General features: G+C 71.7%; 24 protein-coding genes. 16 read left to right on the top strand and 8 right to left on the bottom strand.

What is annotated here, in order from left to right; genetic code table 11:
* Positions 1–140: 140 nt before the first annotated feature.
* From IE206_RS02130 to IE206_RS02120, 3 genes are all read left to right on the top strand, one after another.
* Entirely contained in the window at positions 141–1,187 is a 1,047-nt protein-coding gene (locus tag IE206_RS02130) for a fatty acid desaturase family protein (protein ID WP_189960743.1), read from the top strand.
* A 95-nt stretch (positions 1,188–1,282) separates the two neighbouring features.
* Positions 1,283–1,465, top strand: a complete 183-nt coding sequence (locus IE206_RS02125) for a tail-anchor membrane protein (RefSeq protein ID WP_114034603.1) — start codon at positions 1,283–1,285, stop codon at positions 1,463–1,465.
* A 76-nt stretch (positions 1,466–1,541) separates the two neighbouring features.
* The gene (locus IE206_RS02120; protein ID WP_189960012.1) at positions 1,542–2,093 is read left to right on the top strand and encodes an MOSC domain-containing protein; all 552 of its coding nucleotides are present in this window, start codon (positions 1,542–1,544) and stop codon (positions 2,091–2,093) included.
* A 176-nt stretch (positions 2,094–2,269) separates the two neighbouring features.
* Here the strand turns inward: IE206_RS02120 and IE206_RS02115 are convergent, their stop codons facing one another.
* Complete coding sequence (locus IE206_RS02115) at positions 2,270–2,797, bottom strand: SAM-dependent methyltransferase (protein WP_189960011.1); 528 nt, start codon at positions 2,795–2,797, stop codon at positions 2,270–2,272.
* A 251-nt stretch (positions 2,798–3,048) separates the two neighbouring features.
* Between IE206_RS02115 and IE206_RS02110 the strand changes: the two genes are divergently transcribed.
* Positions 3,049–3,969 (top strand): undecaprenyl-diphosphate phosphatase, encoded by a 921-nt coding sequence (locus tag IE206_RS02110; protein WP_189960009.1) that lies wholly within the window; start codon positions 3,049–3,051, stop codon positions 3,967–3,969.
* 21 nt (positions 3,970–3,990) lie between these two features.
* Here IE206_RS02110 and IE206_RS02105 read toward each other — a convergent pair whose 3' ends face one another.
* From IE206_RS02105 to IE206_RS02095, 3 genes are all read right to left on the bottom strand, one after another.
* The gene (locus IE206_RS02105; protein ID WP_189960007.1) at positions 3,991–5,460 is read right to left on the bottom strand and encodes a DUF4429 domain-containing protein; all 1,470 of its coding nucleotides are present in this window, start codon (positions 5,458–5,460) and stop codon (positions 3,991–3,993) included.
* Positions 5,461–5,966: 506 nt separating this feature from the next.
* Positions 5,967–6,998: a hypothetical protein gene (locus IE206_RS02100; RefSeq protein WP_189960005.1), complete on the bottom strand. Its 1,032-nt coding sequence runs from the start codon at positions 6,996–6,998 to the stop codon at positions 5,967–5,969.
* 120 nt (positions 6,999–7,118) lie between these two features.
* Complete coding sequence (locus IE206_RS02095; protein ID WP_189960004.1) at positions 7,119–7,385, bottom strand: hypothetical protein; 267 nt, start codon at positions 7,383–7,385, stop codon at positions 7,119–7,121.
* 137 nt (positions 7,386–7,522) lie between these two features.
* On the opposite strand from IE206_RS02095, the gene IE206_RS02090 reads away from it, so the two are divergent.
* Positions 7,523–8,419, top strand: coding sequence for an oxygenase MpaB family protein (locus IE206_RS02090; protein ID WP_189960001.1), 897 nt, complete (start codon positions 7,523–7,525; stop codon positions 8,417–8,419).
* Positions 8,420–8,426: 7 nt separating this feature from the next.
* Here the strand turns inward: IE206_RS02090 and IE206_RS02085 are convergent, their stop codons facing one another.
* Complete coding sequence (locus IE206_RS02085) at positions 8,427–8,948, bottom strand: PadR family transcriptional regulator (protein WP_189959999.1); 522 nt, start codon at positions 8,946–8,948, stop codon at positions 8,427–8,429.
* Positions 8,949–9,050: 102 nt separating this feature from the next.
* Between IE206_RS02085 and IE206_RS02080 the strand changes: the two genes are divergently transcribed.
* Positions 9,051–9,815, top strand: coding sequence for an alpha/beta fold hydrolase (locus tag IE206_RS02080; RefSeq protein ID WP_189959997.1), 765 nt, complete (start codon positions 9,051–9,053; stop codon positions 9,813–9,815).
* 43 nt (positions 9,816–9,858) lie between these two features.
* On the opposite strand, the gene IE206_RS02075 is transcribed toward IE206_RS02080, so the two are convergent.
* A complete protein-coding gene (locus tag IE206_RS02075) occupies positions 9,859–10,458 on the bottom strand; it encodes a class I SAM-dependent methyltransferase (protein ID WP_189959995.1) in 600 nt (199 codons plus the stop codon).
* Positions 10,459–10,627: 169 nt separating this feature from the next.
* Here IE206_RS02075 and IE206_RS02070 point away from each other — a divergent pair, with 169 nt between their 5' ends.
* The 9 genes from IE206_RS02070 to IE206_RS02030 all read left to right on the top strand — a co-directional run bounded on the left by IE206_RS02070 (position 10,628) and on the right by IE206_RS02030 (position 18,979).
* Positions 10,628–11,395, top strand: a complete 768-nt coding sequence (locus IE206_RS02070; RefSeq protein WP_189959993.1) for an MHYT domain-containing protein — start codon at positions 10,628–10,630, stop codon at positions 11,393–11,395.
* A 50-nt stretch (positions 11,396–11,445) separates the two neighbouring features.
* Positions 11,446–13,932 carry a sensor histidine kinase gene (locus IE206_RS02065; RefSeq protein ID WP_189959991.1) on the top strand — a complete coding sequence of 829 codons (2,487 nt, stop codon included), beginning with the start codon at positions 11,446–11,448 and terminating at the stop codon, positions 13,930–13,932.
* The gene (locus IE206_RS02060; protein ID WP_189959989.1) at positions 13,929–14,408 is read left to right on the top strand and encodes a roadblock/LC7 domain-containing protein; all 480 of its coding nucleotides are present in this window, start codon (positions 13,929–13,931) and stop codon (positions 14,406–14,408) included. Before IE206_RS02065 ends, IE206_RS02060 begins: the two co-directional genes overlap by 4 nt.
* A 22-nt stretch (positions 14,409–14,430) precedes the next feature.
* Positions 14,431–14,847: a DUF742 domain-containing protein gene (locus tag IE206_RS02055; protein ID WP_189959988.1), complete on the top strand. Its 417-nt coding sequence runs from the start codon at positions 14,431–14,433 to the stop codon at positions 14,845–14,847.
* On the top strand, positions 14,828–15,421 hold the full coding sequence (locus IE206_RS02050) for a GTP-binding protein (protein ID WP_189959986.1): 594 nt from the start codon (positions 14,828–14,830) through the stop codon (positions 15,419–15,421). The genes IE206_RS02055 and IE206_RS02050 overlap by 20 nt, the downstream gene beginning before the upstream one ends.
* Before the next feature lie 123 nt (positions 15,422–15,544).
* Positions 15,545–15,958, top strand: coding sequence for a roadblock/LC7 domain-containing protein (locus IE206_RS02045; protein ID WP_189959984.1), 414 nt, complete (start codon positions 15,545–15,547; stop codon positions 15,956–15,958).
* 133 nt (positions 15,959–16,091) lie between these two features.
* Positions 16,092–17,135: a DUF6397 family protein gene (locus IE206_RS02040; protein ID WP_189959981.1), complete on the top strand. Its 1,044-nt coding sequence runs from the start codon at positions 16,092–16,094 to the stop codon at positions 17,133–17,135.
* A 105-nt stretch (positions 17,136–17,240) separates the two neighbouring features.
* On the top strand, positions 17,241–18,161 hold the full coding sequence (locus IE206_RS02035; protein WP_189959979.1) for an ATP-grasp domain-containing protein: 921 nt from the start codon (positions 17,241–17,243) through the stop codon (positions 18,159–18,161).
* A complete protein-coding gene (locus IE206_RS02030; protein ID WP_189959977.1) occupies positions 18,158–18,979 on the top strand; it encodes an ATP-grasp domain-containing protein in 822 nt (273 codons plus the stop codon). Before IE206_RS02035 ends, IE206_RS02030 begins: the two co-directional genes overlap by 4 nt.
* A gap of 258 nt (positions 18,980–19,237) precedes the next feature.
* On the opposite strand, the gene IE206_RS02025 is transcribed toward IE206_RS02030, so the two are convergent.
* Positions 19,238–19,846, bottom strand: a complete 609-nt coding sequence (locus tag IE206_RS02025) for a histidine phosphatase family protein (protein WP_189959975.1) — start codon at positions 19,844–19,846, stop codon at positions 19,238–19,240.
* A 280-nt stretch (positions 19,847–20,126) separates the two neighbouring features.
* Positions 20,127–20,624: a DUF2000 domain-containing protein gene (locus IE206_RS02020; protein ID WP_189959973.1), complete on the bottom strand. Its 498-nt coding sequence runs from the start codon at positions 20,622–20,624 to the stop codon at positions 20,127–20,129.
* Here IE206_RS02020 and IE206_RS02015 point away from each other — a divergent pair.
* Positions 20,623–21,423, top strand: a complete 801-nt coding sequence (locus tag IE206_RS02015; RefSeq protein ID WP_189959970.1) for a helix-turn-helix transcriptional regulator — start codon at positions 20,623–20,625, stop codon at positions 21,421–21,423. The genes IE206_RS02020 and IE206_RS02015 overlap by 2 nt on opposite strands.
* Positions 21,424–21,431: the final 8 nt, after the last annotated feature.

Below are 21,431 nucleotides of genomic sequence, written 5' to 3'. Positions count from 1 at the left end.
GGGCGCGGGGTAACCCCCCGCCAGTAGTGGGGTGGTGGCTCCATGGTCGTCAAGGGGTGCCGATCCGTACGTTCGGTCAGGTCAGCGCAGGGGACTGCGGGGGACGACCGACCACCGGAGACGTCATGTCACAGGCGACCATGCCGCAGCCCACCACGGGCCTCGGCGCCCCTGCCGAGCCGCGGGCGGGCAGCGAGTTCGCGCCCCTGCTCAAGGCGGTGAAGGGGCAGGGCCTGCTCGACCGGCGCACCGGCTGGTACGCGACCCGCATCACCGTCAACCTCCTTGCCCTGGCCGCGACGGTGACGGGAATGGTGCTGACCGGCGACACCTGGTGGAATCTGCTGCTCGCCGTGCCGCTCTCGGTGTTCTGGGCCCGCGGCGCCTTCTTCGGCCACGACGCCGGGCACGCCCAGATCACCCGGGGCAAGGGCGCCGGCCGGCTCATCGGCCTGTTCCACAGCGACCTCCTGCTCGGCATGAGCTACGCCTGGTGGAACGACAAGCACAACCGCCACCACGCCAACCCCAACCACATCGACAAGGACCCCGACGTCGGGGTCGGCGCCCTCGTGTGGACCCAGCGTCAGGCCGAGCAGCGCGAAGGCTTCGCCCGCTGGCTCACCCGCAATCAGGCCCGCCTCTTCTTCCCGATGCTGCTCCTGGAGGGCATCGCCCTGAAGGTGTACGGATTCCAGGACCTCAAGCGGCAGCCGCCCCGCGAGCGGGCCGTCGAGGCGCCCCTCCTGATCGCCCACCTCGCCGGCTACGCGATGCTGCTCCTGAGCGTCATGTCGCCGGGCAAGGCGCTGGTCTTCGCCCTGGTGCACCACGCGCTGTTCGGCCTGCACCTCGGCATGACCTTCGCCCCCAACCACAAAGGCATGGAGATGCCCGACCCGAACGACCCCGGGGACTCGGGCTGGGGCCATCTGCGCCGCCAGGTCCTGACCTCGCGCAACGTACGCGGCGGCTTGCTCACCGACTGGTTCCTGGGCGGCCTCAACTATCAGATAGAGCACCACCTCTTCCCGAACATGCCGCGCCCGCACCTCAGGCTCGCCCAGCCGATGGTCCGCGCCCACTGCGCCGCCCTCGGTGTCCCCTACGCCGAGACCTCGCTGACCGACTCCTACCGGCAGGCACTGGAGCACATGCACGAGGTCGGCGCGCCGCTCCGGAAGTGACGCATAGTGGAAGCAGAGCTGGAACCAGCGGGCGCCGCCGTGCGTTCTCTGGACAGGAAGAGCGGCCACAGGCCGCGCAAAGGAAGGCGACGGACATGTCGAAGCGCGCGATGATCGCCGCCGGTGGAGTCGTGGCGGGGCTCATCCTGATCCCCCTGATCGGTTTCTGGCTCGCCCTGCTGGTGCTGATCGGCGTCCCCGTGGCGGCCTACCTGATGCTGGACCCGAGCCAGCGCCGCAGGCTGCGGAACATATCCCGCAAGGAGCTCGGCCGCTAGGCAGCCCTTGGAGGCCCCTGACCTGCCGGGATAGGCTCGGGCCGATCATTGTTACGGCAGAGGGGAGCTCGGCGCGATGAGCGGTACCAAGGGCACGGTCACGGCGGTCAGCAGCAACGGTGAGTACTCGTTCACCAAGCCGAACCGGGACAGCATCACGCTGCTGCCCGGGCTCGGGGTGGAGGGAGACGTCCACGCGGGCGTGACCGTCAAGCACCGCTCCCGCGTCGCCCAGGACCCGACGCAGCCGAACCTGCGCCAGGTCCACCTGATCCATGGCGAGCTGTTCGCCGAGGTTGCCGGGCAGGGGTTCGAGGTCGCCCCAGGGCAGCTCGGCGAGAACGTGACGACGGAGGGCATCGACCTCCTCGGCCTGCCCACCGGCACCCTGCTGCACATCGGCGCCGAGGCGGTCGTCGAGGTCACCGGCCTGCGCAACCCCTGCCTCCAGATCGACGGCTTCCAGAACGGCCTCCTGAAGCAGCTCGTCGGCCGCGACGCCGACGGCACCATAGTCCGCAAGGCCGGAATCATGAGCGTGGTCCGCACGGGTGGCGAGATCCGCCCGGGTGACTCGATCACGGCCGAACTGCCAGTGGGACCGCACCGGCCGCTCGAGCGGGTTTAGGCAGGCTCGGCGGCGAGGGCGCAACCGGGGTGCGGTGCGGGGGAGTTGAGGGTTGAGGCGGGTGCGCGCCGGTCGCTCGCGCTGCCCCAGGCTGCGACGCGGGTGGGGTTGCGGGCGAACCGCTCGCCCGCGCTACCCGGACGCGCACCCGCGTCACTTTCCGACGTCCACCCAAGTCACTCGTAGTACTCCCGCATCAGCTCCACCGACCACTGAGGCTGTGTGGTCTCGCCGCGCGGGCCGAACTCGGCCATGTGCGGCTTGAGGTCGAGCACCGGCGTGCCGTCCACCGCGTCGAGCCCCGCGACCCGCACGTCCAGACCCTCGACCGCGAGGACGCGGCAGCGCGAGACGCCGAGGCGGTTGGGGCGGTTCTTGCCGCGCTGGGCGAAGATCCCGACCAGCGGCCAGTCCGGGTTGCCGCGCGGGCGCCGGGCGCCGGACTCGATCTTCTCGGGGGCCACCCGGTCGAAGTGGAAGACCACTTCGAGATGAGAGAAGTCCGCGAGACCGTACAGGGCCTCCGGCCCGAACTGCTCGGCGTCGAGCCGGATCACGGCCGTCTCGCGGTCCCAGTGGTCATCGGCAACCTCGGTCCGCCCGCCGACCACCCAGCCGACGGGCCGGCACACCACGTCCTGCCCGCGCGATTCCTTCCCCTCCGCGTTCCCGGCCTTGTCCTCGTCAACGGCCTTTCCTGCCATGCCAGTTCCTCCCCGTTACCCGTTCCGCCTGGTTGGGCACTTGATCGGATCGAAGCGCCGGGGACGATCGTAGACAGGGTGAGCCGGAACGTGGCGGCCAGGGCTCGGCATCAATGAACGTCAGGAAACGACGAGTTGAACAGTTCCGATGCCCGGGACTCACCTCCCACAACGTGTTGTAGTTTCGCCGGGCCGCTCATGTTCTGCGCGCGTTTCCGCGTCAGGGACCCTCTACGCACCGAAAGCCGTCGATGTCTGTTCTGACCTACCCGGAAGCGATAGGCGTCGGCCTGCTTCAAGGCGTCACCGAACTGTTTCCCGTATCCAGCCTCGGCCACAGCATTCTGCTGCCCGCGCTGCTCGGCGGACACTGGAAGCGGGACCTGGACGTGTCGGCCGATGGATCGCCGTACTTGAACGTCCTGATCGGGCTGCATCTGGCCACCGCGCTCGCGCTCGTCGTCTACTTCCGCAGGGATTGGGTCCGGGTGGCACGTGGCCTGGTCACTTCGATACGCGAGCGCCGCATCGTCACGGTCGAGCAGAAGCTGGCGTGGCTGCTCATCGTGGCCACGATCCCGGTCGGCATCGCGGGCCTGGCTCTCGACCACCTCTTCCGCTCCACGCTCGGAAAGCCGGTCCCGACCGCTGTCTTCCTGGCCCTCAATGGCATCGTGCTCTACCTCACCGAGCAGCTGCGCCGGGGCGGCAATGGCCGTCGCCGCGCGGGCGCGTCCGTGGCGCCGGGCGAAGAGCATCTCGACCCGGACGAACTCTCCGACCGACGCCTGACCCGGCTCACCTACCGCCAGGCCGTCTGGATCGGGGCCGCGCAGATCCTCGCACTGTGCCCCGGTATCAGCCGCTCGGGCTCCACGATCAGCGCGGGCATCTTCCGGGGCCTCTCCCACGAGGACTCGGCCCGCTTCGCCTTTCTGCTCGCCACTCCGGTGATCGCCGCCGCGGCCCTGCTGAAGGTGCCGTCCCTGCTTGGCCACGAGGGCGACGGCATCCGCGGCCAGGTACTGGCGGGCAGCGCCGCCGCCTTCATCGCCGGGTACGTCGCGGTCCGCTTCCTCACCAAGTACTTCGAAACCCGAACCCTGACCCCGTTCGCCATCTATTGCACGGTGGCCGGTCTGGGCAGCCTTGCCTGGCTGACGCTCGGCTGAGCGGGCTCGTCCCGGCCGGCCTCACTCGGTCTGCGCGCCAGAGGGGCTCGGCGGACTGGGCCGCTCCCCGCGGTGGCGCTCAGCCGCTGCCATGCACTCGGCGGTGACCGTTGAGGGTCCGTGTTCCAGTACGGCCAGCCCGAGAGCCAGGAACGCGGCACATTCCTCGGCGAGATCGCCGAGCAGCAATCCAGAGACCTTCTGCCTGTTCGAAACGGGCAGAAGCACACTCTTGCCGTCCGTGGCGCTCTCCACGCCGAGAAGCTTGGGGAACGCCCATTCCCTGCTGGCATGAGGCCCTTTGAACACGACGCGCTGGGTGGTCACCATGGCCGTTCCCCGATCGACCGGTGTCTGGACCTCCGGCCCGGGGGTGTAGTGCCGACTCGATGCGCCGACCCGGACGGAGACACCCTTCGCGATGCCCAATCGGACACCGGAGGAGCCTCCGGAGTAGTGACCGGGCCGGCGGCGGGGTTCGACCAATGACGTTCGGCCGGTCCACAGGACCGTCTCGTTCGCCTTCAGGATGAAAAGATCGTGGGTGGCACCCCTGGAAGCTTTCCCGATGCGACGGGCAGCAGCGACGAGCTCGTCGAGGAGTCGCTGCTCCCGCTCCCACACCACCAGGGCCTTCGCGTAGTCCTTCGTCGCCCGGGCGGCCGCGCGCCGTTCTTTCCGGGACACTGAACGAGGGCGATCGGCAGGTGCGAGGCCGGATCCGACGGGGGTGGGCTCCGCCCATGACGGACTACGGCTCCCGCTTTGCGTCGGGGTCCTGCTGTCGCGACGTTCCGGACGGATGTCGTCGCTGCTCGAAGGCGATGGCTGGCACGGGGCGAGCAGTTCCGCGTGAACGCGGGTTGCTGTCCGATGGACCCCCGCCAGAACGGCTGCTCCGAGAATGGCGTAGGACTCGGAGCGGTCGGCGTTGAGTACCAGTGTGTTGAGGTCGGTCCTCGGACTGCCCGGGTCGGCCACCGGCGTCCCCGCGAGCGCGAAGTGCAACCACCCTGTGAACCCGGGGTGCTCCACCCGAACGTCGGCGATCGCCTCCAGCGGAAGGTCCCGGCGGCCCGTCCTCCTCTTCTCCGGCGATGCCAGGCGGCCGAACCGCAGGCCCACGGTCGTCCCGTCGAAGCTGACACGCCCGTCGGACCCGGACACCTCAATCGGCAGGACGCCGCTCTCGATCCAAGGCGCGTCGTCGGCACCGACAGCCGGTCCCGCTGCTGTCAGCCGGGCTCGCAACATCTCGGCGAACGTGGCTGCCTGCACGGCGTGAGCATGTGAGATGACCAAGGTGTCCGGGTCGCTGTCCGGCCCCGGCTCGGTTCTCCTCAGGAGCGGGCGCAGGGGATCCGTTCCGGGAACGACCACGAGCCGGATCGATCCTCGACGCCGTCCCGTTGGTGGCTCGTAACGCACCTCGGTAACCACTGCGAGGGGAATTCGGCGTATCCGAAGAGCCGCCTTCAGCGGATCACCCAAGCGTCCGACTTTGAAGTTCAGCTCGAGCCAATCCCCGCGCAGGGTCATCGTTCCGTCTTCGCCACGGAGTTCTTCCGGACCAAACGGCAGGGTTTGTGCCCCGAGATGTGAATCGGCGGTGGGTGTAAGTCCGGCCGGGGCAGCCGCTGTTGGCCGCGCTCCCCTCGGTGCCAGGGCGGGAAAGTCCTCGACCCACACCCAGAACGGCCAGTTGTCCGGTGCTGGTGCCCAGGACGGATCGGGGCGCCAATCCGGGGGCGGCGAGAAGCCCTGAGGCGCGGATGGCCACCCTGGTGCGGGATTGAATCTCCAGGACATACTGCTGCCCCCTCGTGCCGCATGTGCGGGTGCTTTGCCTGCCTCCTTTGTACTCTGCCAGTTGGCCTGCTCCATCACGAATGGGCAAGTTGGGGCACCCGCGGGTGATACCGGAACGTGAAGTGAGGTTCGGCGACTTGGGGGCGAGAGAGGTCGCTTTGTGCCACTCACCCCACCGGTGATGCCCCTCAGGACGGCCGCACAGCCACGGCCTCCAGTGCTTCGAGGAGAGCGGGCAGTTCCGTGCCGCGGCCCACGGGGTGCACCTCGCCGGGGGACTCGTCGAGCAGGACGAAGGCGATGTCGTCCGTCCTGGCGACCAGGGACCAGCCGGGGCCGTCGGCGCGCAGCATGCGGGCGCCTCCCGGGGCAAAGGCCGAGCGGACGCGGCCGACGGGCGGCGCGGAGTCGAGGTAGCCGCACAGCTCGGCCAGCACGCGCCGCACCCCGGACAACTCGGCCCCGGTGTCGGGGAGTTCGGCGGCAGCCGTGTCCGGGGCGGCTTTCGCGGCGCCCTCGGTGTCGCCCGTGGCCCCGTGGGTCTCGGTGTCGTCGGAGTGGCCCGGGACGGGGGAATCCTCGTCCGGGGCGGCAGGCATGGCGGGGGTGTCCTCGTGCGGCGCGCGACTCACCACGGGGGAGCCGTCGCCGTTGCCCTCTTGCTCGACAGAGCCAGCGGCGGCCGCGTCCTGCGGCGCCGGTCCGAACGCGTCGTCCCCCAGCCGTTCCCGCCACGCCGCCCATTGCAGTGCGATCTCGTCCGCGCCGAGGCGGCGCTGGGCCGGGCCCCACTCGCTCGTGTCGGGCGGCGCGAGCGGAGCCCGGCCCCCTGCTTCGGGGCCGGGGTCAGGGTCGTGCGGGGCGGGGACGTCCGGGGCCGAGACGGCCAGTTCCAGGGGCCAGCCCGGCAGGGCCGCCACCACCGTGCGCTCGTCCGGCGACAGCTCGTACTCCATGCCGCAGTCCCAGGACGCGATCGCGACCGCCACCAGCGACACGTCGTCGACGACGACCGTCCAGCGGGCGCCCGCGCCGTCCTGGCCGAGGACGAGACCGTAGCCCTGGGCGTACGGCCCGAGGCCGAGCGCCGCGCATGCCTCGGGGTAGTCGTCGCCGAGCACGCTGGGGAACTGCGCCGGCGTAAGGAGCACCGCCGTGAGCACATACAGCGCCTCGTCTGCGGCGGTTGCGGCCGCTTCGGCCTCGTCCGTCCCGGTCACGGAATCCTCCCCTTCGGTTCGCTCGTCGGCGCACCCTAACCAGTGGGTAACGCGGACGTCGAGGGTCGCGAACGACCAACCCGCGGGGCCGTCCCGAACCACCGGCCCGCAGGGCGCCTCTCAGGCCGCCGGCAGGCCCATCAGCTCCTGGGCGACCGCGCTCGGGGACTCGCCGCGGTCGCGGGCCAGTGCGATGACCGCCCGGCAGGCCAGCTCGCGCACCCCGAAGGAGAGGGCCTCCGGCGAGACCCAGCCCGCCGCCTCTTCCAGCGCGTCCTGGTCGTCCTCCGCACAGGCCGCCACATAGGCGGCCGCCGCCTCGAAGATGTTGTGGTGGCGATCGTCGGCCGCATGCGACCGGGCCGACTTCCGGAATCTCCCGAACATCAGGACCACCTTCCCTGGATTCCCCGGGATTCACCCGGATTGCCGTGGACGACCCGGCCGCAGCGCGGCAGCGCCGATCTCTCAAACGGTCCTGTCCAACGTAGAGTTGAACCTCCGTCGACACATAGGGGGCAGCGGTGACTCGCTTCGACCGGCTCAAGGAAATCCAGCGGCTTGATCCCGAGCGGGACTTCCTCGCGATCTACCGGATGTCGGCGACGCTGGAATTCCCCTGGGACCACACGCGCGCCCTGGAACTCGCGCTGTACCGCACCTACGCCGTGCCCAGCATCGGCCGACTCCTCGCCGAGACAGCGGAACTGACGGACCGTCCGCAGAAGCGGTACGACGACACCGCCCTCCTCCTCGACACCGTCATCGAGCACGGCTTCGACAGCGTGGACGGACGCACCGCCGTGCGTCGCATCAACCAGATGCACCGCTCGTACGACATCAGCGACGACGACATGCGCTACGTGCTCTGCACCTTCGTCGTCATGCCCAAGCGCTGGATCGACTCCTACGGCTGGCGGCGCCTGAGCGACCACGAACTGCGCGCCTCGGCCCGCTACTACCAGACCCTCGGAAAGCACATGGGCATCAAGGAAATCCCGGAGTCCTACGAGGAGTTCGAGCGCTGTCTCGACGAGTACGAGGCCGCCCACTTCGGCTTCGACGAGGGTGCGCGCCGGGTGTCCGACGCGACCCTCGACCTGATGGCCTCGTGGTATCCGAAGCCGCTGGCCCCCATGCTGCGCACCACGAGCCTCGCGCTCCTCGACGACTCGCTGCTGCGGGCGTTCCGTTACGCTCCGCCCGCCCCCGCCGCAAGGACCCTGGTCCGCGGTGCGTTGCGCCTGCGGGCCCGCGCCGTACGCCTGCTCCCGCCGCGCTCCGTGCCTCATTACGCGCGTCAGAACCCCGAGGTCAAGGGCTATCCCAAGGGCTACCGCGTGCCGGAGCTCGGCACGTTTCCGACGCCGGGCGTACGCGGCTGTCCCGTACCGCACCTCAAGGCGACCGAGGGCGAGTGAGGCCGGCTCACTCCAGTGAACGCAGCGTAGCGCGGAGCCACTTGAGCTCCGCCGCGCTGGTGGCCCGGGCGATCGTGAGCATGCCGCGCCGGAACGGGTCGCCCAACTCCTCGGCGGCGATGGGCCGTTCGCCGTCGTAGAAGAAACTCGCGGGCTCCTCCAGGAAGGCCAGCCTGCGGCGCAGTACGGCCGCCTGCCCGGCCGGTTCCGGCAGATGGCGCAGAAACGCGAGCAGCGTGAACCAGCGGTTCTCGTCGGTGACGTCGAGGCGGTCCGGTTCGGCGAGCCGGTGCAGCAGATCCTGACGGCCGGCCTCGGTCAGGGTGAGCATGTGCCGGGGTGCGGCCGCCGCCCCCGGCTGGGTCTCGCGGGCAAGGAGGCCCGCCTTCTCCAGGCGCTTGATCGCCGGATAGAGCGTGCTCTCGCCGACCGGGCGCACGTGGCCGGTGAGCGCGGTGATGCGCTTGCGCAGCTCATAGCCGTGCAGCGGCGCTTCGTAGAGGAATCCCAGGATGGCGAGTTCGAGCATGCCCGCATTCTGCCCCATCTGTGGTGTACATCGGTGGCGTAGTACTACGTGAACGATGTAATGTCCCGTCCGAAGGAAGCGACCAGCGACGGGGAGTGCGTTATGCGGCAGGCGGAGTTCGACGGCCGGGGCAGCCGGATCAGGTGGACGGAGAGCGAGGGGGAGGGGCCCGCGCTCGTGTATGTGCACGGCCTGGGTTCGATGTCGGCCGTCTATCACGCGCACCTCGCCGGGCATCCGGCGCTCGTGGGCCGCCGTCAGCTCTTCGTCGATCTGCCCGGCCACGGCATCAGCGACCGGCCCGCCGACTTCGGCTACACCCTGGAGGACCATGCGGGCGCGCTCGCGGCGGCCCTCGACGCGGCGGGCGTCACCGGGGCCGAGCTGGTGGCGCACAGCATGGGCGGCGCGGTCGCCATCGTGCTCGCGGACCGCCGCCCCGACCTGGTCACCCGGCTCGTGCTGACCGAGGCCAACCTCGACCCCAACCCGGCGCCGACAGCGGGCAGCAGTGGCATCGCCTCGTACACCGAGGAGGAATTCGTGCACGGCGGCGGCTTCCCGGCGGTGCTCGGACGCGTCGGCCCGCTGTGGGCGGCGACCATGCGCCTCGCCGACCCGCTCGGCCTGCACCGCACGGCCATCGGCCTCGTGCGCGGCACGGAGCCGACGATGCGCGAGCTCCTCATGAAGCTGCCGCTCGACCGCACCTATCTGGTCGGCGGGCTCGACGACTGTCTGCCCGGGCGCGCCGAGCTCGTCGGCTCCGGCGTCCGGGTCGTGACGATTGCGGACGCCGGCCACAACATCATGTTCGACAATCCGGCCGCCTTCGTGCGCGAAGTGGCCGGGCGGGCGGCAGTCTGATCCCGACGGAATTCGGGTATCGGATACCGGATCCGAGTGACCGTCAGTCCTCGCGCACGGCCACCGCCAGGTAGCGCTCGTCCTCGTCGGCGTACGACGTCAGCCGCCAGCCGGCCGAGGCGAGCAGCGGGCGCAGCCGGGGTTCCGCGCGCAGGTCGTCGTCGGTGATCCGGCGGCCCTGGCGCGCGGCGAGCGCGGCCCGGCCGATCGGGTGGAACAGGGCGAGGCGGCCGCCCGGGCGGGTGATCCGCGCCAACTCCCGCACATTCTCGGCGGGTTGGGGGAGGTGTGAGATGAGCCCGGCGCCGAACACCACGTCGACGGATGCGGTGCGCAGGGGAAGCCGGGCCACATCGGCGCGCAGCAATGCGGCATACCGGTCGCGCCCGGCCCGTACGGCTTCGGCGAGCATCTCGGGCGTGAGGTCCGCCCCGAGGACGGTGCCCTCGGGGCCGACCGCGGCGCGCAGCGGCATCAACGCGCGGCCCGTTCCGCAGCCCGCGTCGAGGACGGCATCGCCCTGCGCGAGGCCGAGTTCCGCGACGGCCGCGGCATAGGCCGGGCCGTCGTCGGGGAACTTGCGGTCCCAGTCGGCCGCCCGGGCGGCGAAGAATTCCTGAACGTGTGTGTGGTCTTCGGCCATGCCGTCATGATCCCCCATGGGGCACCGATCCGGCAGTGGCTGAAATTCGACCGTGGCGGGCAGGTTCGAACAAAGGCTGATCGCGCTGGAACATTTCTTCGTCATATTCCGGCAGCTTTCGAACTGCGCCCCTGTCGTGCGCCCCTCCCCGGACTAGCGTCCCTGAGCCATGGGACACCTGGACCACGTCGCCTTCGGCTGGCTTACACCCGTGCTGTCGTACGTGATGGCCTGCATAGGCTCCGCCCTCGGGCTGCGCTGCACCGTGCGCGCCCTGGGGGCGAGCGGCCGTTCCCGGCGCAACTGGCTGATCACCGCCGCGTCCGCCATCGGCACCGGCATCTGGACGATGCACTTCGTCGCGATGCTCGGCTTCGCCGTCACCGGCACCGACATCCGCTACAACGTGCTCCTGACCATCCTCAGCCTCCTCGTCGCCATGGTCTTCGTCGGCGCAGGGGTCTTCGCCGTCGGCTACGGCAAGGACCGCACCCGCTCCCTGCTGCTCGGCGGCCTCGCCACCGGACTCGGCGTCGCGGGCATGCACTACCTCGGCATGGCGGCCCTCAGGCTGCACGGGCAGGTCCACTACGACCCCGTGCTCGTCGCGCTCTCCGTCGTCATCGCCGTGGTCGCCGCGACCGCCGCCCTGTGGGCCGGGCTCAACATCAAGTCGCCGATCGCGGTGGCCGTCGCCTCCCTGGTGATGGGCGCGGCCGTCAGCAGCATGCACTACACCGGAATGATCTCGGTGAGCGTGGACGTGGCCCCCAGCGGCTCCGAGCTGCCCGGGGCGACGGCGATGCAGTTCATCTTCCCCCTCGCCGTCGGCCTCGGGTCCTACCTCTTCATCACCGCGGCCTTCGTCGCCCTCTCGCCGACGGCCCGCGAACGCGCCGAGTACGCCTTGGCCGAACAACTCGCCCCCACTCCATGAACTGCCGTGCGTTGCCCGGCAGTCGGCTCTATCCATAAGCGAGGAGATCCGTGCGCATACCCCGCAAGGCCCCGGACGCCGCGCCGCCGATCCCGGTGGGCGCCCGCGGGCGACGCGCCCACGCAGGACCGCCGGCCGCCGACGAACACGCCCTCGGGGAACCTCCCGCGCCCCAGGAAGCCGAGGCCCTGTGGCGGCTGCGGCCGCGCACCGTGCGTGCCAAGATCGTCTCGCTCCTGATGGTGCCCGTCGTCTCGCTGCTCGCCCTGTGGGGCTTCGCCACCGTCACCACCGCCCAGGACGTGTCTGCGCTGCGCCAGTCGCGCCGCGTCGACGAACAGATCCGCACCCCGGTCGTGGCGGCCGTCGCCGAGCTCCAGGCCGAACGGCGGTCCGCCGTACGGTACTTGGCGTCTCCGGCCGACGACCGGGCCGCCGAACTCGACCAGCAGGCCAAGCGCACCGACACGGCGATCGGCAAGCTGAGGCTCGACCGGGAACACACCGCCGCCGACGCGGGCGACCTGCCCGCGGGCGTGACCGACCGGCTGCGCACCTTCGTCGCCGAGGCCCTGAAACTGCCCGCGCTGCGCACCGGCGTCCACGACCGCTCCACCGGCTGGGACGCCGCCTACCAGCGCTACACCGACACCATCGGCGCGGGCTTCGACGTCGACGGCGCGCTCGCCGACATCCAGGCCCCGGCGCTCGGCTCCGGCGCACGCGTCCTCCACGAGTTCGGCCGGGCGGGCGAAATGCTGGCCCGCGAGGACGCGTTGGTGTCCTCCGCGCAGCTCGGCCGCACCTTTACCAGCGAACACCTGCGCCGCCTGACCGGCGCCGTCGACAGCCGCCGCACCCTCACCGCCGGCGCCACCGCCGACCTGACAGGGCCCGAACACAGCGCCTGGGCCACGCTCAGCGGGCAGAGCGCCTACGCCTCGCTGGGCGCCGCCGAGGACAAGATCCAGTCCGCCGAGCCGGGGCGCGCCGCCGCGACGGCCGTGGACCCCGCCGCCTGGGACGCCGTCCTCTCCGCCGTGCAGAAGGGTATGCGCGACATCGAGACGGGCGCCGCGGCCGGCGCCGCCGATCGCGCCGACCCGTTCGGCCGCGGACTGCTCACCGCGGGTGGCGCCGCCGTCCTGTTCGGCCTCGCCGCCGTCGCCGCCTCCCTCGTCATCTCCGTACGCATCGGGCGCGGGCTCGTCGTCGAACTGATCAGCCTGCGCAACAGCGCCCTGGAGATCGCCCGGCGCAAACTCCCCACCGCCATGGGCAGGCTGAGGTCCGGCGAGGAACTCGACATCCAGGCCGAGGCGCCGCCCGGGCCGCCCCCGCGGGACGAGATTGCCCAGGTCGGCGAGGCGCTCGGCACCGTCCACCGGGCCGCCCTGCACGCCGCGGTCGAACGCGCCGAGCTGGCCAGCGGAATCTCCGGCGTCTTCGTCAACCTCGCCCGCCGCAGCCAGGTCCTCGTCCACCGCCAGCTCAACCTGCTCGACCGCATGGAGCGGCGCGCCGACGACCCCGGCGAACTCGGCGACCTGTTCCGCCTCGACCACCTCACCACCCGTATGCGGCGGCACGCCGAATCCCTGATCATCCTGTCCGGCGCCGCGCCCGGCCGCGCCTGGAGCGTGCCGGTCCCGCTCACCAATGTGGTACGGGCCGCGGTCTCCGAGATCGAGGACTACGCCCGGGTGGAAGTGCGCCGCCTGCCCGAGGCCGCCGTCACCGGCGGCGCCGTCGCCGACCTCACCCATCTGCTGGCCGAACTCGTCGAGAACGCCGCCCAGTTCTCGCCCCCGCACACCAAGGTCCGCGTCACGGGGGAGCCCGTCGGCAACGGCTACGCCCTCGAAATCGAGGACCGCGGACTGGGCATGGGCGACGAATCCCTCGACGAGGCCAACCGCAGGATCGAGCAGTCCGAGGCGCTCGACCTCTTCGACAGCGACCGACTCGGCCTGTTCGTCGTCAGCCGCCTCGCCGCCCGCCACGCCATCAAGGTCCATCTGCGTACCTCGCCGTACGGTGGCACCACCGCGGTCGTGCTGCTCCCGACGGGCCTCCTCCAGGCCGCCGTCACAGCCGCCGCCCAGCCCGCGCGGGCCACCGCCCGGCGCGAGGACCAGCCGCGCGACGAACCCCGCAGGAGGATCGAGGTGCCCCTCGAAGGAGCGCCCCGGCCGGCCCTGGTCGCCCAGCACGCACCTGAGGCCGTCCGGCCCGAGCCGCCCGCGCCGCCCGGCGTCACCACCCTGCGCCAGCGGGCCCGCGGCATCGCCCCGGACAGCGCGGAGGCCGGACTGCCGCGCCGGGTGCGCCAGGCGAGCCTCGCCCCCCAACTGCGCGAGGCCCCTGCCCCCGAGCCCGACACCGGCCCGGACGCCGCCTCGCCCACCCCCGAGCAGGCCCGCGACCGCATGACGGCCTACATGGGCGGCTGGGCCCGCGGCGGCGCCGCCCGCACAAGCACTCCCGCACCGGGCGAGCCCGGCGGCGGCCACCCGAGCGAAGGAGACCGCGCATGATCGACCACCAGAGGCTCGACGCCCCGAACCACACCGGGGCGGCACCCGCCTCCGAAGCCCGCTCCGGATCCCGCTCCGGCGAACTCGACTGGCTGCTGGACGACTTGGTCCTGCGGGTGGGCGAGGTCCGGCACGCCGTCGTCCTGTCCAACGACGGCCTCGCCGTCGGCGCCTCCAGCGCGCTGACGCGCGAGGACGCCGAACACCTCGCCGCCGTCGCCTCCGGATTCCACAGCCTGGCCAAGGGCGCCGGACGCCACTTCCACGTCGGGGGCGTGCGCCAGACCATGGTCGAGATGGACGACGGCTTTCTCTTCGTCGCGGCCGCCGGAGACGGCTCCTGCCTCGCCGTGCTGTCCTCGCTCACCACCGACATCGGGCTCATCGCGTACGAAATGGCGCGCCTGGTGAAACGTGTCGGCGAACACCTCTACACGCCGCCGCGCCACATCGTGCGCCCGCCGGCCGCCGGTTGACCGGAAAGGGGACGCCCACCCCATGAACGAGCACCCGCCGGACGGCCCCGCGTACCGGCCGAGCCACTGGTACGACGCCGAAGCGGGGCCGCTGGTCCGCCCGTACGCCATGACCGGCGGCCGCACCGCACCCGGTCCCAGCGGCGTACGCCTCGACCTCATCGCGCTCGTCACCCTCGCCGCGCCGCAGGGACCCGAGCCCGCCGAGGAATCCCTCCTCGGCCCCGAACACCGGGCGCTGCTCGCCCTGTGCCGCAAGGAGACCCAGTCCGTCGCCGAGCTCGCCGCCGACGCGGACCTGCCCGTCGGCGTCGTACGCGTCCTCGTCGGGGACCTGCTCGAAGCCGGCCACGTGGTCGTCAGCCGTCCCGTGCCGCCCGCGCAACTGCCCGACGAGATCATCCTGAGAGAAGTGATCGATGGCCTCCGAGCCCTCTGAACCCACCCCCGCCCTCGCGCTGAAGATCCTCGTCGCGGGCGGATTCGGCGTGGGCAAGACCACCCTTGTCGGAGCGGTCAGCGAGATACGGCCGCTGCGTACCGAGGAACTCCTGAGCGAGGCGGGGGAGTCGGTGGACGACACCGGCGGTGTGGACCAGAAGACCACGACCACCGTCGCCATGGACTTCGGCCGGATCACCATCCGCTCGGGCCTGTCCCTCTACCTGTTCGGCACGCCTGGGCAGGATCGTTTCTGGTTCCTGTGGGACGAACTCTCCCAAGGAGCACTCGGCGCCGTGGTCCTCGCCGACACCCGCCGCCTGGAGGACTGCTTCCCGGCCGTCGACTACTTCGAGCACCGTCGCATCCCGTTCGTCGTCGCCGTCAACTGCTTCGCCGGAGCCCGCTCCTACGGCGCCGCCGATGTGTCCGCGGCCCTCGACCTGGACCCGGGCACCCCCGTCGTGCTGTGCGACGCCCGCGACCGGGACTCCGGGAAGGAGGTCCTGATCCGGCTCGTCGAATACGCGGGGCGCATGCACACCGCGCGCCTGCTCGACTCGGTCGGCTGATGCGCCGCCCGCGCCTGCCGCGCGACTCCCCGGCGCCCGGCACCGCTTGCCCGTGGCGCGCCGGTGGTGAAGGGTGGCAGGGGAACCGGGAAACGGGGAACTGCATGAGCGGGGAGGCCTGACATGGCTATGAACAAGGAACTCGACTGGCTGCTCGACGACCTGACCCGGCGGGTCGAGCATGTACGCCACGCGATCGTGCTGTCCAACGATGGTCTGGTCACCGCCGCGAGCGCCGACCTGGAGCGCGAGGACGCGGAACACCTGGCCGCCGTGTCCTCCGGGCTGCACAGCCTGGCCAAGGGCTCGGGCCTGCACTTCCGGGCCGGCAAGGTCCGCCAGACGATGGTCGAATTCGACGAAGGTGTCCTGTTCGTCACCGCGGCCGGCGACGGCAGCTGCCTGTGCGTGCTCGCCTCGGCGGAGGCCGACATCGGCCAGATCGCGTACGAGATGACCCTTTTGGTCAACCGGGTGGGTGAGCACCTCTCGGTGGCTGCCAGGCAGCCCGGGAACTTCGGCGTGACAGAGCTCTGAGCTGTCCGAACGGGCGCTTCGCGCGCTCGATGTGAGTTATCCACAGGCCGCGCGGGATGTCCGCGCGGCGAGTTACGGTCGTCACCGAGAGTATTCGTCTCTCGCGTACTCGTTCCTCACAGGGGAGGATCCGATGACCGTCTTCACCACTGTCACCACCAAGAACGCCGTGGTGCCCGCCGCCGTCGCGCGTGCGGCGGCGCCGGCCGGGCAACGGCTCACACCGGGCGCGGCCGCCCGCGAACTGGAGCTCAGGCGCGGCGAGTTCGAACTGGCCGTCCAGCTCGGCCACATTCGCACCGTCCCGGATCCGGGCGGGGGACAGCGCCGGGTCACCGCGCGCGAGGTGGCCCGGCTGAGAGCCGCGGCCGACTTTCCCGAGTGCCTGCGCGAACGGGTGCGGACCGTCGGCACCGGCGAGGGCGCCGACCTGCTCGGCATCGCACCGGGGCGGTTCACCAAACTGGCCCGCACGGGCCGGCTCACTCCGGTGCGCTGCTACCTCAACCGCTACCGGGCGGTCGTCTGGCTCTACCTGGCCGACGAACTGGTCGAACTGGCCCTGCGCGAGCCGGAGTCGCTGAGCGGTCGCCACCCGGCGCCCGACGACGGCCAGGACTGGCGGGCGCGCAACTGGCGCGGGCGCAGGATCGCCATGCTCGCCCGCCAGACCGACGACCAGTGGGAACAGGCGGCCGCGGTCGCCTCCGCCCTCGACAGCGCACACCTCGCCGAAATCGTCCGGGATCCCTACGAACGGGCTTGTCTCAGGCGCCTGCAGCCCGAGACGTTCAGGATCCACCCCGAGTCCGCGATCGCCCAGGCCATTGTCGACCGGGTGCTCCTGGCGGACGAGCCGGACGAGATCGAGTGGTACAGGCTGCGCCTGGTGGAGGCTCTCGCGGATGCGCGGGACCAGTGCCCGGCACCGCGCCCGATCGGGGACCCGGCGGGAGAGCGGGGCGTCCCGGCGGGAGTGGGGCCGACGGCGAAGCGGAGTGCCGTGGTGGGCGCGGAACCGCCCGCGCCACGGCCCTTGGGGCGGACCGGCCCACGGACCGCGGCTCCCGCGGCGCGTCCTGCCGGACCCGAACGCATCCGGCGCAAGCCCACCCCGCAGGAGGGAGGGGCGCCGGTAGAGCGAAGTCTGCTGAGGCGGCTACGGCGGGGAAAGTAGCCGGGCCGGGGTGGGCGGTCAATCACGCCGAAGTTCATGACATCCTGTGACGTCACAGCTCGCCGGACGGGATCGGCGGACGTCCGGGCATTACGGGGAAGGTCGATGAGGCTCTGCTTCCTGGTGGAAGAGCACTACCGCCATGACGGCATGCCCGTCGAGGTGATCCGCCAACTCGACGCCTGGGGGCACCAGGTCGACGTGGTGCGCCCCGGCGGGTCGCTGCTGCGGATGTCGGAGGCGGTCCGCGCGGGCAGCCACGACGCCTGGGTGCTCAAGACGGTGTCCGGCGGCCCGGGGCTCCCGCTCCTGGAAGCCGCCGCCGCGGTCGGCCTGACCACGGTCAACGATGTGCGGTCCATCCGCGGCGTACGGGACAAAGCGCTCGCCTCGGCCATCGGCCGCAGCCGGGGCCTTCCCGTGCCGATGACGTACGCGGCGGCGCGGCCCGAACTGCTCGCGGAGATACCCGAGTCCGAGTATCCGCTGGTGGTGAAGCCCGCCGACGGAAGCTCGGGGCGGGCCGTGCACCTCGTGCCGTCGCCGGACCGGCTCGACGCGATGCTGCCCGTCCTCGCCGGGGAGGGGATGCTCATAGCCCAGCCGTACGTCCCCAACTCGGGCATCGACCTCAAGGTGTACTGCGTCGGAGGCGAGCTGTACGCCACCGAGCGCCGCTCGCCGCTCCATCCCGACCAGGGCGTCCGCGAACGCCACGTCCCGCTGCCCGCCGAAGTCGCCGCCATCGTCGACCGGGTCGGCGCGGTCTACGGACTCGACCTGTACGGCGTGGACGTGCTGCTCGGCCCGGACGGGCCGGTGGTCGTCGACGTGAACGACTTCCCGAGCTTCCGCCAAGTCCCGGACGCGGCGGCCAAGGTGGCCCGCGCGGTGCTCGAACTGGCCCGTACGGGCAGTGAGGTCGCCGCCGCGGCCTTCGTGTCCGGCACGGGACGGATCCCGGAGCAGTCGTTCGGGGCGGCACAGCCCGTCCGGAGTTCGGCGGGAGCGGGCGAGGGCCGGTGAGGGACGCGACGACGGTCGGGCTCATCACGCCCGAGCCGGACCATCCGCTGCTGGCCGCCACCACGGAACTGCTCAGCCGCGAACACCGGGTGGTGACGGTCCACCCGGAGACGGCCGACGCCGCCGCGCTCGGCCCGCTCGCGGACGTCTACCTGCTGAAGTCACGCACGTCCCGGGCTCTCGCGCTGGCGAGGGACCTGGAGTCCCGGGGAGCCGCGGTGATCAACTCGGCGGAGGCGACCACCCTGTGCCAGGACCGTACGGCCATGGCGGAGCGGGCCCGTGATGCGGGGCTGCCCTTCTCGGCGACCCGTACGTTCGGTTCACTGGCCGAGCTCGCGGCCGACACCGGGCCGGCCCGTCCTCTGGTGGTGAAGAGCCGTCACAGCAGGCGGCACGACCTCGTGGCCCGCGTCGACAGCCCGGACCGGCTGGCCGAACTGGCCGGCGCCTGGGCGGACGAGCCCGTCGTGGCGCAGGAGTTCGCCGAGAACAGCGGCTATGACCACAAGCTCTGGGTGATCGACGGCACGGTGTTCGCGGCACTGCGCCGCTCCGAGCTCGCTCCCGAGGGGCGCGGCCCCACCGTTCCGCTCGCGCTCGGCGAACTGCCGTCCGGCTGGGCCGAGTTGGTGGTCGAGGCCGGCGCTGTCTTCGGCCTCGATGTCTACGGGGTCGATGTCATAGACACGGGGGATGGTGCCCCGCTGATCGTCGACATCAACGCATTCCCCGGGATCCGGGGGCAGGCCGGCGCCCCGGAGGCCCTGGCGGCGCTGGCGCTGCGCAGGGCCCGTGCGGTGGTCGCGGCGGCCTGAGGGGGCTGTCGCCGGACCCGGCCCAGGTGCGTGGCGCCCGGCGCGCGCATCACCTGAGCTCGGTCACCGTGAAAGTGTGCCGGCCGCCGCGCGCCGCCCGGCGGGGCCCCGCCCTGGCAGGTCACGAGCCAGGTGAGGCTCGCCTCCTCTGCTCGCCCACCCGACACGCGCGCACCGGACCCCGCAGGGCCGGTCCGGGCGGGGCGAGTCACCCGCCCCGAGCCGGGTATCCGCACGACACCCTCGCGATCGGCCCGCTCAGTTCGCCGTGTGCTGCAGCACCGAGTTCCAGGCGGTGACGACCGGGCGGTCGTGTTCGCGTCCGAGGCGGGACAGCGCGCCCGTGTCGAGGACGAACAGCGCGCCGCCGGAGGCGGGCAGGCCGAGGTAGCGGGCCGTGAGGACGCGCAGGAAGTGGGAATGGGCGATCAGGACGACGTCCTCGTCGCCGGCGCGCAGGGCCGCGTCGGCCTCGGCCAGCACCCGGTCGGCCCGTGCGCCTACTTCGGCCGGGCTCTCGCCGGGGTGGCCGGCGGGGCCGGGGGCGACGCCGTCGGTCCACAGGTTCCAGTCGGGGCGGCTGCGGTGGATCTCCACGGTGGTGATGCCCTCGTAGCCGCCGTAGTCCCATTCGTGAAGATCCGGGGTGATTCGGGCGTTCTTGAATCCGGCCAATTCGGCCGTGTGGACGGCTCGTTGGAGCGGGCTGACCAGGGCGAGGCCGACGGGCCGGTCGGCGAGCAGTGGTGCGACCGCGCGGGCCTGCTCCTGCCCGTGTGCCGTGAGCGGCAGGTCGGTGTAGCTCGTGTGCCGTCCCGACAGTGACCATTCGGTCTCCCCGTGACGTACGAGGATCAACTCACCCATGGCTGTGTATTCCGTTCTCCGTGTGCGTCCCCCGGGCCGGTACCGATCCGGCCGTACGCGAGGACAACCTTCTGGGGTGCGCACGCATTCCGTGCGCACCGGCGTGTCGGGGGTCGGATACCTCACGTGCAAAGGTGTGCCGTGCGGGCCGGGCCCGGATGGATCGGGCCCGGCCCGCACGGCGAAGACCGTGGCGCTCAGGGCGAGGACCGCGGCGGCTCAGGCGGAGTGCAGGGCGAGCCTCACGGTGACCGTCCACCTGCCCTGACGCGAAGCCCGGTCAGGGGTGCATGCGCGCCCCCTTGAGAACCTTGTCCACGGCGTTGCGCGGCCCGTGGACGGCCAGACCGACCAGATCGAGGTCGGCGCCGGGGACGGCCCGGACCGCGGCCCGGTTGTCCGTGTCGTTGCCCGTCCTGAACATGTCGCTCGTGAAAACCGCCCGGGTCAGATCACGGCTCAGGACGCGGATGTGGGCCGCGCGCAGGACCTCCTTGCTCCCCTCGAAGACGAGCACCGGCTGACGGAACAGCGGGAGGTAGGGAGTGCCGTCCGCATCGGCGTACGGCTCGCCGATGATCTCGGGCAGCGCCGTGCCGAGCCCGCTGACCAGGAAGGCCGTCACATTGAGCCGCTGCCAGGTGTGCAGGTCGTCGCGCAGCAGCACGGCGATCTTCGTGTCGAAACGTACGGGCGCACTGTCTGAAGTCATGGACTGCGATGTCATGGACCGAGACTGCCGAACCCGCGTCCGCCGCGTCTTGTACGTTCCTTGCATGACGGCCGGACAGGAGATCTCCGCTTGGCGGCCCCGGGTCGCGGGAGTCGTGGAGGTCTTCCACGCCCGGTTCACCGAGCACTCCTACCCGATGCACGTCCACGACAGCTGGACGCTCCTCATCGTCGACGACGGCGCGGTGCGCTACGACCTGGACCGCCATGCACACGGCACCCCGGGCGACGCGGTGACGCTGCTCCCGCCGGACGTTCCGCACAACGGCTCCCCGGCGACCGCCCAGGGCTTTCGCAAGCGGGTGGTCTACCTGGAGCGGACCCAGCTCGACGACAGCCTCATCGCGCCCGCCGTCGACGGGCCGGACCTGGTGGACGCCGTGCTGCGCCGCAGGGTCGGGCAGTTGCACACGGCGCTCGCGCACCGCGGCGACGAGCTGGAGGCCGAGAGCAGGCTCGCGCTCATCGCCGAGCGGCTGCGCGGCCATCTTCGCCCCCGGCACGTGAGCGGCTCGGCGGGTCGCGGCCGCTCGGTGGCGCGGCACCTGCGCGAGCTCCTCGACGCCCGGCTCGTCGACGGCGTGACGCTGGAGGAGGCCGCGGGCCTGGTGCACGCGCACCCCACCCATCTGGTGCGCGCCTTCACCGCGGAGTTCGGCATCGCGCCGCACCAGTATCTGACGGCCCGTCGGATCGACCGGGCCCGCGGGCTGCTCCTCGACGGGCAGGCACCCGGTGACGTGGCCCGCGCCACCGGGTTCTACGACCAGTCCCATCTGACCCGCCACTTCAAGCGCGTGGTGGGCACGGCGCCGGGACGCTATGCCCGGCACGCACGGGCCTGACGCCCGGC

The organism is Streptomyces violascens (assembly GCF_014649955.1).
Lineage (GTDB): Bacteria > Actinomycetota > Actinomycetes > Streptomycetales > Streptomycetaceae > Streptomyces > Streptomyces violascens.
This window is presented reverse-complemented; position numbering and strand designations above follow the sequence as displayed.